This is a genomic window from Betaproteobacteria bacterium, assembly GCA_009377585.1.
Lineage (GTDB): Bacteria > Pseudomonadota > Gammaproteobacteria > Burkholderiales > WYBJ01 > WYBJ01.
The window spans coordinates 13,794-26,565 of the sequence record WHTS01000048.1 but is presented as its reverse complement, the minus strand read 5'-3'; the positions used below and the strand labels follow the sequence as shown (position 1 = coordinate 26,565).

Below are 12,772 nucleotides of genomic sequence, written 5' to 3'. Positions count from 1 at the left end.
AAGGAGCGGTCGCCCCGATGTTCGAGCTCGTTTCGGCCGATGTCCCGCGAGTATTCCTGGTCAACATAGCGCGCCCGCCCGCGAACGCCATGGGCTTCGACGACGTGGCCGAGCTGCGAGCCTTGCTCGAGCGGGCGGCCGCACTGCCTGATTGCGCGGCTCTGGTGTTTCGCGCCAGCGGCCGCTTTTTCAGTGCGGGCGCGGACATCAAACTGATGCACGCGGCCGGCAGAGACGAAGCCTCCATCGAGCGCCTGGTGTCCCTTGCACGCGTCATGCAGGAAGCATTCGATTGCCTCGAGCGGTTTCCCGCGCCCACGATCGCCGCCATCAACGGAATCGCGACCGGCGGTGGCCTCGAGCTTGCGCTGGCGTGCGATGTGCGCATCGCGGCCGATGATGCGCGCATCGGCCTCACCGAAACGCGCATCGGCCTCATACCGGGCGCCGGCGGCACGCAGCGCCTGACAAGAATCGCGGGTCGAGCGATCGCGAGCCGCATGATCCTGGCGGGAGAGCTGATAAGCGCGACGGAAGCGCTGCGGCTCGGGATCGTGCACGAAGCGTTGCCGCAAGCCGAAGTCGCCGAGCGCGCGCTCGGGCTCGCGCACCATTTTGCGAGCCTGCCCCGGGCCGCGTTGCAGGCGGCCAAGCGTTGTATCGCGCTTGCCCCGAGCGCCGAAGGATATGCCGCCGAAATCGCGGAGACCGAGCGCCTTCACCGCGACGAGGACACGCGCGCCGCCATCGCGGCTTTTCTCCACCGCAAGTAAGCCGCCGAAGTGGCGCGTACATTCGGGCCCGGCGTGACATGGGGCGTATGCGCTATCGCTTGCTGCCACCACGGATGACCTTGCCCCACTTCTCCATGTCGGAGCGAATGACGGACAGGAACTCGGCGGGGCTGTTGGCCACCGCGTCGAACCCGGATTTGGCGAGGAATCCGGCGACATCGGGCTGACGCAGCACCGAGCCGATATCGGCAGCGATCTTCTGCACGATCTCGGAAGGGGTTCGGGCGGGCGCGAGCACGCCGTACCAGGTCCGCGCTTCGAAGCCCGATAATCCGGATTCGGCGACCGTCGGGACCTCCGGGGCGATGGGAAGACGGCTCGAACTGCTGACCGCGATTGCGCGCAGTCTGTTCGCCTGCACGTGCGGCAAGGTGGACGTTATCGATCCGAACATCAATTGGATGTGGCCGCCGACGAGAGCGAGAACCGCGGGTCCGCTGCCCTTGTACGGGACATGGACCATGTCGATGCCTGCCATCTGCTTGAGCAGTTCCATCGCCAGATACGGCGAAGTGCCGGTGCCGCTGGAGCCGAAGCTCAGCTCGCCCGGGCGCCGCTTTGCCAGCGCGATGAGCTCCTTGAGGTTGCGTACCGGTAAGGACGGATGGACCAGCAGCAGATTGGGCGTCGATGCAATCTGGGTTACGGGCGCGAAATCCTTTACCGGGTCGTAACCGAGTTTGCGCTGGAACGGCGTGATGGTGTGCGCGTTGGTGACCATCACGATGGTATGGCCGTCGGGCGCCGCACGCGCCGCCAGCTCGGTTGCGATCGAGCCGTCGGCGCCCGGGCGATTCTCCACCACGACCGGCTGCCCCCAAAGCGTATTGAGATGCGGGGCGATGAGCCGAGACAGTGTGTCGGTGCCGCCGCCGGGCGCAAACCCGACCAGGAAGCGGACGGCCTTCGACGGATGGTCCTGTGCGTGGACGCCAGTCATTGCCACCGCGAGCGCCCATGCGAGCGCAAACGCGAGACGCTGAATACGCATACCTCTCCTCCTCCTGGCTTGCGACGCCGAATCGTACTGTGGCACACTTTAACCGCCATTCAATTCACCAGGCAAGCCTTGGCGCAGCACGCGCCGGCGAGGCGGCGACCATGATCTACATGGTGGAGCACACGTTCTCGATGCCGGAGCTCGAGGACGAATGGAACACTTGGTACGCCGGCAACCTGCATGTGCTGCTGTCGGTGCCCGGCATCGAGAGTGCCCAGCGGTTCCGCATCCCGAACACCGAGCCGCCGCGGTTCATGGCAATGTATACGGTCGCCGGTCCGGAGGTTTTCGACACCGATGCCTATCGCAGCGCCGGGGGCGGCGGAGCGAACAGCGTCCGATTCCGGCCCGCGTATCAGGTATGGATCCGAAACATCTTCGCCGGCATCGACGTGGCGCCCGAAGTGAAGCAAGGCCAGTGTCTGCTCAGCATCGATGCCGAGCGCGCATTTGCCGATGTTTCCGGCATCGCATGGCAGTGGGGGCGTTCGGTGGCGCTGCACCGGACCACGCCTTTGCGCGGTCTCGCGGTCGTCGCTGCCGCCAGGGCCCAGGACCTGCCCGCACGTCCCGGCCTCACTGTGTATGAACCGCACGGTGCGCGGCTGACATCGAATCGATGAAGTCGGCGGCAAACGATCTCACGTAAGCAACCCGGCCGAGGAGGAGGAGGCATGCGTTCCCGGATTCAGGCGGACGTGGTGATCGTCGGCGCGGGCATGGCGGGCCTGGTTGCGGCCAATCGCGCAGCCCAGCTCGGCCTCGAGCCGCTGGTGCTCGAACAGGGCGAAGCGGAAAAGTATCTCTGCAATTCGCGCTACACCGGCGGCACGCTGCATGTCGCGCTGTGCGACATCATGGCGGAGGAGGCCGAGCTTGCACAGGCCATCGAGCGGGCGACGCAGGGTTTCGTTCGCCCGGAGCTGGCACGCCTGTTCGCCGCCGAAGGCCGTCGCGTGGTGCGCTGGCTGCAGGACGAAGGCGCACGCTTCCTGAAAGCGAGCGCCTCGGCGTATCACAACTGGGTGCTCGCGCCGCCCGGACGGGTGCGTCCCGGTCTCGATTGGGAAGGGCGCGCGGGCGACGTCCTGCTGCGCAACCTGGAAGCGAATCTGCTGAAGCGCGGCGGCGCCTTATCTCGCGGCACGCGCGCGTTGCGCCTGCTGTCGGAACAAGGGGTATGCACCGGCGTGGAAGCGGTGCGCCAGGGCGAGCGCATCACCGTGTGCGCGCGTGCCGTCGTCATTGCAGACGGCGGCTTTCAGGGCGATCCGGAGTTGGTCGAAAGATTCATCACCCGCCATCCCGACCGCATCAAGCAGCGCGGCGCCGGCACCGGACGGGGCGATGGCTTGCGCATGGCTCAGGCCATGGGCGCGGCGCTCGTCGGCACCGACCGGTTCTACGGCCACGCGCTGTCGCGGGACGCGCTGCACAACGAGCAACTGTGGCCGTATCCCTACCTGGATGCGTTGGTCACGGCCGGGATCGTCGTCGACCCGGCCGGCGAACGCTTCGCCGACGAAGGCGCCGGGGGCGTTTTCGTCGCCAACATGATCGCTCAACTGGCCGATCCGCTGTCGGCGTGGGTGGTGTTCGACCATGCCAGCTGGGAAGGCCCGGGAAAGAACGGGCTGATTCCGGCCAATCCCCACCTGCCCAAGGTCGGTGGCACGTTGCATCAGGCAGCCGACCTTGCAGCGCTGGCACGGGCGGCCGGTATCGAATCCCCCAGGCTGGCCCGCACGGTGGCGGCCTACAACGACGCGCTTGCAAGCGGGCAGACGGACAAGCTCGAACCTTCGCGCAGCGCCCGCAAGGCCAAGCCGCAGCCGATTGCGACGGCGCCCTTCTACGCGGCCCCGCTGTGCGCGGGGATCACGTATACGATGGGCGGGATCGCCGTGGACGAGCATGCGCGCGCGCTCGATGCCAATGGCGCACCGATGCCCGGCTTGTACGTGGCCGGCGCAGCCACGGGCGGCCTGGAAGGCGGCCCGGCCGTCGGCTACGTCGGTGGCCTGGTCAAGTGCGGCGTGACCGGGCTGCGTGCCGCAGAGCACATCGCCGCAACCCTGCGCGAGACATGAGCATGAACCTCGCCGAGCGGGGCTTGCTGCTGATCTGGACCGATGTCGTGCCCGCGGTGGAAGCCGAGTTCAACGCCTGGTATGACCGCGATCATGTCCGCGAACGTGTCAGCGGCATTCCGGGCGTCGAGCGCGGGCGGCGTTTCGTCGCCTATCGCGGCGGTCCCAGGTACCTCGCCGCGTACGATATGCCGAGCGCATCGGTCATGACCTCCGAGCCGTATCTGGCGCTGCGCGGCGCACGCGACCCGGACAGCCTGAATTTCATTCCGCAGTTCCGCAATACCCGGAAGCTCGTCGGCACGATCACCGCGGGTGAAGAATGCGCCGAAGGGTGCGTCTGCGCGCTCCTGATCCCCGGCGGGACGCCCCGGGAGCTGCGTGCGTACATGCGGGAGACCGTCGTGCCGCGCACCATCGCGCTACCGGGTGTCGTGGCGGTGCGCTACGCCGAAAGCGATCCGGACATCGTGGCGAAGACGCGCGGGCTCAATCCGCGCGCCGGCGACCATTTTCTCGACAACGTGCTGATGATCGAAGCGACCTCGGACGAAGCGTTGTCGACCGCCTTGAGCAGCATGGCCTCGCAGCCGTTTGCTCGCGGCGCCGGTCCCGACGCTGCGCCGGCCTGCCTGCAGTTTCGCTACGGCATGCATGCGGCCGGCGGATCAAAAGGCGCTTACTAGTCCTGGGTCACAAGCTCGTCACCCCCGCGAACGCGGGGGTCCAGGCGGAATCTCGTTCTAGATTCCCGCTTGCGCGGGAATGACTTCAAATTGTGTCCTGGGTCAGAAGCTTGTCACCCCCCGCGAACGCGGGGGTCCAGGGGGGTCTCCGTTCTGGATTCCCGCTTGCGCGGGAATGACGCATTACGACGAATTTACGACTCACCACACTACCTAGAAGAGGTCGGCACGCTGGTCTTGCACAGGCCAGGCGACCTCGGCGCGCAAAACCTTGGCCGCTAGTAGCGCGCCGGGTTGGCCGGCCGCACGGCTTGCGGCCGCAGCCGTCCTGCGGCCACCTGTTCCACCAAAGCACGCTTGAGCACTTTCCCGCTCGCCGTGAGCGGCAGCGCATCGAGCGCGAGGTAGTACTCCGGCAAGTCGTACTTCGACAATCCCCGCGTTCTCAGATGCAGCAGCAACTCCTCCGGCACGAGCGAATGTCCGGCGCGCAGCACCACACCGATGCATACGCGCTCGCCGAGGCGCTCGTCGGCGACCGGGAACGCCGCCGCCTTCAGCACGGCCGGATGCGCCCGGGCGAGGTCCTCGATGCGGGCCGGATGGATGTTGCGTCCGCCGCGAATGATGATGTCCTTCTTGCGGCCCACGATGCGAAGCCGCCCCTGCGCATCGAGAATGCCGAGGTCGCCGGACATGAACCAGCCGTCGCGGTTGAATGCCTGTTCGGTCGCGCGCTGGTCGTCGAAGTAGCCGAGCATGAGGCAGGCGCCGCGCCCGCCGATCTCGCCGACCTGTCCGCTCGGCAATTCGCGGTCGGCGTCTTCGGCGTCGAACACGCGCACCTCGTAGCCGGCGCAGGCGCGTCCGCAGGTCTCGGCGATGGTTTCGGCATCGTCGTCCGGAAGTGTGTACTGGTGGGCACCGTTCTCGGTCATTCCATACACGCTTTGCGGCGTGACACTCATCGCGAGCAGCGCGCGTGCCGTCTCGCGCGGAATGGCCGACCCGCCCATATAGAACACCCTCACCGCGCCCAGCCGGCCGACGTTGCCGATGCGCGCGGCCTCGAGGATGTCGATCGCGTGCGTCGGAACGCCCATGACGTAGGTGGCATTGGTGCGCTGGATCCACTCCAGCGCGTCGCAGCCCGCCGGCAGATCGTTGACGACGAGCTCGAAGCCGCTCACGAGTGCCTGCGCCATCGCGATGGTGCCGATGGCATGCGTCAGCGGGCTCATGCTCAAGAGCACGATCTCGCGGTCGTGGCGCCAATCGGCTGCCATCGCACGCGCATTGGCGAGCAGCGTGTTGTCCGAGTGCATGACGCCCTTGGGCTCGCCGGTCGTGCCGGAGGTGAAGGCGAGCAGGACGATCTTGTCCGCATCTCTGCAAGGTTCGGGAAGGCGCGCGCTGGACGTGAGCTCCAGGGCCTGCGCAAGATCCTTCCCCGATTGCGTGACGGGTCGCAGGCGGTAGAGGCGACGAATCGATCCGAGCCCGGAGACTTGGGAAAATACGTCCGTACTGTCCGCATCGGCGCCGAAACCCTGCTGCGCGAACAAGGCCGCGCTGCCGGTGCGCTCGAGCAATGCGATCACTTCGGCGGCCGTGTAGCTCTGATGCAGGGACGGATTGCAAACGTAACCGTTGCGCGAACAGGCCAAGGTCACCGCGATGGTCTCGACGCGATTCGGCAGCCACACGGACACGCGGTCCCCGGCGCGCAATCCGGCTGCATGCAGATCGAGCGCGATCGCTTCCACCCAGGCGTGCAATTCTCCCCAACTGAGGCGGCGTGCACTATCGCGCAGCGCGGGCCGATCCGGGGCTGCGCGCGCGTTCTCCTCGAGCAGTGCGTACAGCGTAGTGTCACGCCACCAGCCCGCGCGATAGAACGCGGCTGCGCGTGCCGGATGGTGCAAGCTGAGGATCGCGCTCACGCCTGTAATCCGCTATCCCGCGAGCCGGGCGCGGAGGAATCGAGTTGTGCCATCAAGGGACGGTATGCGCGAACCGGGCTCATGGGCGTCAGCGCGAGACGGCGGCCGAGCATCGCGTCGACGACGGCAAGCCCGCGTCGTGTCACCGTCCGATCGAGCCCGACGGCCTCGAGCCAGCAGAAATCGACGTCGAGCTCGCCAATCGAAGCAGGCTCGGCGTCTGTCAGCAGCAATGCCTGCTCGGTGCCGACCGCGGGCGCGCGCTCGAGTCCGTCGAATACGTTCCGGTCCCAATTGCGCATGAGCGGCTTCCATTCGCCGGTCGAATCCCGTCCGCCGCGCGCACGGTACGGCACGCTTTCGAACACCGCCGGAGAGTCTACGGTGTAGATCGCGAGCCACGGCGCGCGCCAAGGAGTCAGACAGACGAACCGCTGCGCGGTATGAAATCCGGGCAGCGACAGAAGCACGTGCAGATGCTCGAGGTACCAGGCATCCCATTCGGCCTGCCGGCTGGTTCCGCCGAAATCCATTTCCACGACGTAGAGCATGGCCGCTGGCCGAATGCGCTGCGATGCCGGATTGGGCTCGGACTCAATCGGCCATGGTCAACCCGCCGCTCACGCTCAACACCTGGCCCGTGATGTAGTCCGCCCGGCCGCCGGCGAAGAACAATACCGCGTTTGCGACTTCAGACGGTTTGGCGAAGCGCCGGAACGGGATCGCGCGCATCAGCGCCTCGCGCTGTTTTTCCGGGATGGAAGCGAGTAGCGGCGTATCCGTCGGTCCCGGGCAGACGCAATTCACGTGCGTACCGAAGCGGGCGGTCTCGCGCGCGAGCGCCTTGGTGAACGCGATCACGGCGCCTTTGGCGCCGGAATACACCGCTTCGTTGCCGCTGCCGACGCGACCGGCATCGCTCGCGACATTGACGATTCTGGCGCCGGGCCGTGCCGTCAAGTCCGCCAGGAACGCGTGCGTCATGTTCAGCGTGCCGACGTAATTGAGGTCGATCAGGCGCCGCCACAGTTCCGGCGCCGTATCGGCGAAGCGCTCCACCTTGCTCCAGCCCGCCGCATTGACCAGGATGTCGAGCGTCCGGTTTTCCTCCTGAACGCGCCGAACCGCGTCACGAACCGAGCTCTCGTCCGTCACGTCGAGGCGCAGGAAATGGGCTTTTCCCGGCCCGGCCATTGCAGCGACGGCGCTGCGCCCGGCCTGCTCGTTGATATCTGCGACATAAACCGTGCCGCCGGCCTGCACCAGCGCCTCGACCGTCGCGAGCCCGATCCCCGATGCTCCGCCTGTCACCAATGCCAACTTGCCGTCGAATTCCATGACTGTTCGATCCCCTGTTCAATTCGACTTCGATCAAGCCACGGCCCATTTCGCCGCAGCAGCCTTGCGCGATTTGCCGGCCGGCGCGGGCACGGCCGCAGCCATCGCGACGCCGAGATTCGCATAAAGCGCCGCAATCTGTTCCACCGACATCGCACCGCTCAGCCGAAACCACGTGATCAGATGTTCCACCATCCCGATCGTGGCGAATGCGACCGGCGCCACGGTCGCATCCCCCTTCGGCCGGCCCTGTGCGTCCGCGATCAGGTCGCGGCACATCTCGTAGAAGGCCCGCTCGAGCGAGGTCACGCGCTGGCGCTGCTTCTCCGGCAGGCTGTTGCGCAGGTGGCCGAGCGCGTAAATGCGTTCGTAGGCGGCCGAAAGTTCCTGTTGCTGCAACTGCCACAAGGCATAAGCGTGGATGAATTCCCAAAGCCGCTGTCCGGGCGCTTCGGCGCGGACGAGGCTACGCACGAACTGGATGAGATCCGCGATCGTATGCTCGAGGAATGCAAGCAGGATGTCTTCCTTGGAGCGGAAGTACCAATACAGCGCCGGCGCCGTCATTCCCACCCGTCGCGCAATTTCGGTCATGCCGGCGCGCTCGTATCCGCACTCGCGGTAGATCCCGGCTGCGGCGTGGATGATGCGCCGGCGCGTCGACTCGTCGCGCTGGCTCGGCTTGCGGCGCCGGGAGGCTGTGCTCGAAGACGCGCGTTTGCGCAGCTTCGCGTTCGACTTGCCGCGCGTGCCCGAATGGCTGGCAGGTCGCGTTGCGGCCATTGCTCAGCGGCTCATGCGCACGATCTCGGCCTCGCCGTAGCCGAGCTCGAGAAGTATCGAACGGGTATGCTCGCCGAGCGTCGGCGGCGGGGATTGGATGCGGGCGGGCGTGCGTGAAAATTGAACCGGCACCGAAGTTGTGACCATCGGACCGGCTTGCGGGTGAACGTAGCGGTGGAAGAACCCGGTTTCGACCAGATACGGATCGTGCGGCAGATCGCTCAGCTTGCGCACCGCGCCGTTCGGGACGTCGGCCGCATCGAGCCGCGCCTGCCATTCGGCCGTGGTGCGCTTCGCCATTTCCTCGCCGACGATCCGATAGAGCTCCGGGAAGCGCTTGGAACGCTCCGCGAGCGTCGCGTAGCGCGGGTCTTCGCTCAGCTCCGGCCGCTCGCAGGCTGCGAACAGCTGCTTCCACTGCACATCGCTGGTCGCCATGAGACAGATGTGACCGTCCCGGGTCGCAAACGGACGCCGATGCGGCGTGAGGGCCCGTTCGTAGCCCAGCTCGCCCATGGGCTGGTCGAATGCGCCCTCCCAAAGGTGCTCGATCAGATTGAACGACAGCATCGTCTCGAGCATCGGCACCTGCACCTGCTGGCCTTCGCCGGTGCGGGCGCGGTGCACCAGCGCCATACCGATCGACGAGGCGAGCACATGGCCGCAGAACTTGTCGGCGATCACGGTGGGAAAATACCGTGGCTCACCGTAAGCCCGCTCGGTGATGCCCGCAATGCCGCTTTCGCCCTGGATCACGTCGTCATAAGCAGGCCGATCCCGATTCGGCCCGTCGGGACGATAGCCGGGCGCGCAAGCGTAGACCACGCGCGGGTTCCGGGCCGCCACGGCGGCATATCCGATGCCGAGCCGGTCCGCCGATTGCGGGCGCATGCTATGGACGAAAACATCGGCGCCCTCGATCAAGCGCTGCAACGCCTGCAGCGCCTCGGGCTGCTTGAGGTTCAGGACCACGCTGCGCTTGTTGCGATTCATGCCGAGGAACATCGCGCTCATGCCCGGATAGCGGGCAGGTCCGATGCTGCGGTTCAGGTCACCGCCCGGCTGCTCCACCTTGACGATGTCGGCGCCGTAGTCGCCCAGGATTTGGGTCGCGACCGGTCCCAGGATGAACTGGGTCAGGTCGACGACGCGCAATCCGACCAGCGGACCTGCGGCTTTCGGTGCATCCGCCGCGCTCAAGCCTGCGCCTCCATGCGCCGCTTCACCATGCGAAGCGGCGTGTACGTGATCACCTTGGTGCCGTCCTGCTTCACGATCTCGTTGCGGGTTCGCACCAGGCCGCGGTCGGGACGGCTGCGGCTTATCCGTGCCTCCACCACTTCGACTTCCACGTGAATGGTGTCGCCGGCGAAAACCGGGGCGAGCACATCGAGCTCCATGTTGAGAAAGGCGAGCGCGGTGTGCTGCATGGTGGCTTGCGCCAACAGACCCTCGCAGATCGCGTAGGAGAGCATGGCCGGGGCGAAACGCCCGGCAATCGCCGACTCCTTGCTGCGAAACTCGGCATCGGTGAACAGCACCTCGGTGAGCCCCGTGCAGTTCACGTAATTCACGATGTCCGCATCGGTGATCGTGCGCCCGACCGTCTTGAATCGCCTGCCCACGGGCAGGTCCTCGAAATGGAATCCGGTACCTACGGTCTCCACGTCCTCGCCCCCTCGTGGCCGATCAGTTGACTACCAAGCAAGCACTGTCCTACGCTTGCCATGCAAGATTAACGGCCATTCAATAACCGGGCAAGCGAGCGTCGAAGGAGCGCGTGAATACGAAAGACGATGCCAGGGTGGCTTTGGTCACCGGCGCGAACCAGGGGATAGGGCTGGCGGTTGCGCAGCGCCTGGCCGCGGACGGCATGACGGTGTTGGTGAACGGCCGTCGTCCCGAGGCTGTGGCCGAGGCGGTACGTTCGCTTTGTGAGGACGGTAAACGAGCGCATGCCCTGGCCGGCGACGTTGCGAGCGGCTCCGAAGTCGCGCACATGTTCGAGCAGATCGAGAGCCGATTCGGCCGCCTCGATGTGGCGGTGAACAATGCCGGCATCGCGCCACGGGTCGCGGGCCGCAGCATGCGCGTGGAAGAGACGCCCCAGCCGGACTGGGAGCGCACGCTCGCCGTCAATCTGACCGGGGCATTTCTGGTCTCGCGCGCGGCGATCGCGTTGATGAAGCGCAACCGCTGGGGGCGCATCGTCAACATGACGTCGCAGTCGGGCCGCATGTATACGGGATTCGGCAGCGCTTGCTACGCGGCCTCGAAGGCGGGCCTGATCGGCTTCTCGCGCGTGCTTGCAGGCGAGGTCGGTGCGGACGGCATAACGGTCAACTGCGTTTCGCCGGGACGCATCAAAACCGCCATGGCGGCAACCTTCTCGAACGAGTCCGAGGTCGATCGGCAGTACGTCGCGCGCACGCCCGCCGGCCGGGTGGGCTACGGCGAGGACGTGGCTGCCGCAGTTTCGTTTCTCGTCTCGGACGAGGCTTCGTTCATAACCGGTGCCGTCATCGACGTCACCGGCGGCTTTTTCATGCCCTGATTCACCGTCATCCACCTGGAGACCGCAATGCCAGACCCGCGTACTGCGACCCGCTTTCGCCCCGCCGGCGTCGACTTCGCCGCGTTCGCGCCGCGCCATTTCCTGTGGCAGCTCGACGGCAAGGTGGCGACCATCACGCTCAACCGCCCGGAGCGCAAGAATCCGCTGACTTTCGAGTCCTACGCCGAGCTGCGGGATACCTTTCGGGCCCTTGCCTACTCGGACACGGTGAAGGTGGTGGTGATCCTGGGCGCGGGCGGCAATTTCTGCTCCGGCGGCGACGTGCACGAGATCATCGGGCCGCTGGTGGCGATGCAGCGCGAGGACGACATGCCGGGATTGCTCCAGTTCACCCGCATGACGGGCGACCTGGTGAAGGCGATGCGCGCCTGCCCGCAGACGATCATTGCGGCCGTGGACGGCGTGTGCGCCGGCGCAGGCGCGATTATCGCGATGGCCTCGGACCTGCGCTGCGGCACCTTGCAAAGCAAGGTTGCCTTCCTGTTCGTGCGCGTTGGCCTTGCGGGCGCCGACATGGGCGCATGCAATATCCTGCCGCGCATCATCGGCGCGGGACGCGCCGCCGAGCTGCTCTACACCGGCCGCTCCATGGACGGGGCCGAGGCCGAGCGCTGGGGATTCTATAACCGGCTGTGCGCACCCGAAGCGCTGGCAGCGGAAGCAACCGAGCTGGCGCGATCGATCGCAGCCGGGCCGACCTTCGCGCATGCGATGACCAAGCGCTGCATTCATCAGGAGTGGAGCATGGGCATCGACGAAGCGATCGAGGCCGAAGCGCAGGCGCAAGCGATCTGCATGCAGACCAGGGACTATGAGCGCGCCTACAACGCGTTCGTGGCCAGGCAACGCCCCGTGTTCGAGGGCGACTGAACACCAAGCGGCAGAAAAGTGATCCGGCGCTCACCCACAGGTCTCGAACGAGAGCTCGAGACTGCCGCATTGCCACGCTTGCCAATTTTTCGATTTCGCTGGCGCCGCCTATTGGCAGACGACGGTGGCGTTGCCGTCGCGGTCCCACATCGGGGTCGTCGTCGGGTACTTGAGCGACGGCAGCGCAACAGTGACGGTGCCAGTCATGCCGACGCGCCGGGGAGTCTTGGACTCCATGGCGATCTCGACCAGATTCAGACCCTTCTCCTGCCACTTCCGCTTGATCTTCCCGCCCACGTGGATGATGTCTCCCGCCAAGTGGAATTCGGTGATGCGGAAGGTAGCGGCCCTCACGCGCCCGTAGATGCCCATCCAGTCGGACACAACCCGCTCCCACAACATCAGGCAGGAGTTGTTCTGCAGGAATATGCCGGGGGCGGCGCCTCGCTTCTGGGCGACGCGGTCGTTGTGGTGCAGGCCGGGGTAGTTCCGGGTCGCGCCAACGAACATGATCATGCGCTGGACGGTTAAATTGAAGTCAACGGCGGGGATATCGTCACCCTCGTTGACCTGCTCGAAGTAGACCTGGGGCGGTATCGGCCAGCGAACCGTGGTATCGGCAGTCGGGTAGAACGTAGTCATGTGTAGAGCCTTCTCGTGCAATGACGATGCAGGAATGCGCCTTGTGTTCGT

The 12,772-nt window shown here is 66.2% G+C and carries 14 protein-coding genes; 6 read left to right on the top strand and 8 right to left on the bottom strand.

The genetic code is table 11. From position 1 onward, the window contains the following. Positions 1-17 precede the first annotated feature (17 nt). Positions 18-773, top strand: a complete 756-nt coding sequence (locus tag GEV05_16035) for an enoyl-CoA hydratase/isomerase family protein (GenBank protein MPZ44877.1) — start codon at positions 18-20, stop codon at positions 771-773. Positions 774-825: 52 nt separating this feature from the next. Here GEV05_16035 and GEV05_16030 read toward each other — a convergent pair whose 3' ends face one another. Further along, a complete protein-coding gene (locus GEV05_16030) occupies positions 826-1,785 on the bottom strand; it encodes a tripartite tricarboxylate transporter substrate binding protein (protein MPZ44876.1) in 960 nt (319 codons plus the stop codon). 110 nt (positions 1,786-1,895) lie between these two features. Here GEV05_16030 and GEV05_16025 point away from each other — a divergent pair, with 110 nt between their 5' ends. Genes GEV05_16025 through GEV05_16015 form a run of 3 tightly spaced genes read left to right on the top strand, consistent with a single transcriptional unit; the run spans position 1,896 to position 4,570 of the window. Beyond that, entirely contained in the window at positions 1,896-2,417 is a 522-nt protein-coding gene (locus GEV05_16025) for a hypothetical protein (protein MPZ44875.1), read from the top strand. Positions 2,418-2,468: 51 nt separating this feature from the next. Continuing rightward, positions 2,469-3,884, top strand: coding sequence for an FAD-binding protein (locus GEV05_16020; protein ID MPZ44874.1), 1,416 nt, complete (start codon positions 2,469-2,471; stop codon positions 3,882-3,884). Between the two features lie 2 nt (positions 3,885-3,886). Next, a complete protein-coding gene (locus GEV05_16015) occupies positions 3,887-4,570 on the top strand; it encodes a hypothetical protein (protein MPZ44873.1) in 684 nt (227 codons plus the stop codon). 278 nt (positions 4,571-4,848) lie between these two features. On the opposite strand, the gene GEV05_16010 is transcribed toward GEV05_16015, so the two are convergent. The 6 genes from GEV05_16010 to GEV05_15985 are packed head-to-tail and all read right to left on the bottom strand — an operon-like array spanning position 4,849 to position 10,301. Then, on the bottom strand, positions 4,849-6,513 hold the full coding sequence (locus tag GEV05_16010; protein ID MPZ44872.1) for an AMP-binding protein: 1,665 nt from the start codon (positions 6,511-6,513) through the stop codon (positions 4,849-4,851). Next, positions 6,510-7,064 (bottom strand): hypothetical protein, encoded by a 555-nt coding sequence (locus GEV05_16005; GenBank protein MPZ44871.1) that lies wholly within the window; start codon positions 7,062-7,064, stop codon positions 6,510-6,512. Before GEV05_16005 ends, GEV05_16010 begins: the two co-directional genes overlap by 4 nt. A 43-nt stretch (positions 7,065-7,107) precedes the next feature. Next, positions 7,108-7,851 carry an SDR family oxidoreductase gene (locus GEV05_16000; protein MPZ44870.1) on the bottom strand — a complete coding sequence of 248 codons (744 nt, stop codon included), beginning with the start codon at positions 7,849-7,851 and terminating at the stop codon, positions 7,108-7,110. 33 nt (positions 7,852-7,884) lie between these two features. Continuing rightward, entirely contained in the window at positions 7,885-8,634 is a 750-nt protein-coding gene (locus tag GEV05_15995) for a TetR family transcriptional regulator (protein ID MPZ44869.1), read from the bottom strand. A 3-nt stretch (positions 8,635-8,637) separates the two neighbouring features. Continuing rightward, positions 8,638-9,834 (bottom strand): CoA transferase, encoded by a 1,197-nt coding sequence (locus GEV05_15990; GenBank protein MPZ44868.1) that lies wholly within the window; start codon positions 9,832-9,834, stop codon positions 8,638-8,640. After that, the gene (locus GEV05_15985) at positions 9,831-10,301 is read right to left on the bottom strand and encodes an acyl dehydratase (GenBank protein MPZ44867.1); all 471 of its coding nucleotides are present in this window, start codon (positions 10,299-10,301) and stop codon (positions 9,831-9,833) included. Before GEV05_15985 ends, GEV05_15990 begins: the two co-directional genes overlap by 4 nt. Before the next feature lie 113 nt (positions 10,302-10,414). On the opposite strand from GEV05_15985, the gene GEV05_15980 reads away from it, so the two are divergent. Both GEV05_15980 and GEV05_15975 read left to right on the top strand, forming a co-directional pair. Continuing rightward, on the top strand, positions 10,415-11,188 hold the full coding sequence (locus tag GEV05_15980) for an SDR family oxidoreductase (protein ID MPZ44866.1): 774 nt from the start codon (positions 10,415-10,417) through the stop codon (positions 11,186-11,188). A 27-nt stretch (positions 11,189-11,215) separates the two neighbouring features. Next, positions 11,216-12,079 (top strand): enoyl-CoA hydratase family protein, encoded by an 864-nt coding sequence (locus GEV05_15975; protein MPZ44865.1) that lies wholly within the window; start codon positions 11,216-11,218, stop codon positions 12,077-12,079. A 108-nt stretch (positions 12,080-12,187) separates the two neighbouring features. Here GEV05_15975 and GEV05_15970 read toward each other — a convergent pair whose 3' ends face one another. Next, entirely contained in the window at positions 12,188-12,721 is a 534-nt protein-coding gene (locus tag GEV05_15970; GenBank protein MPZ44864.1) for a hypothetical protein, read from the bottom strand. Between the last annotated feature and the right edge of the window lie 51 nt (positions 12,722-12,772).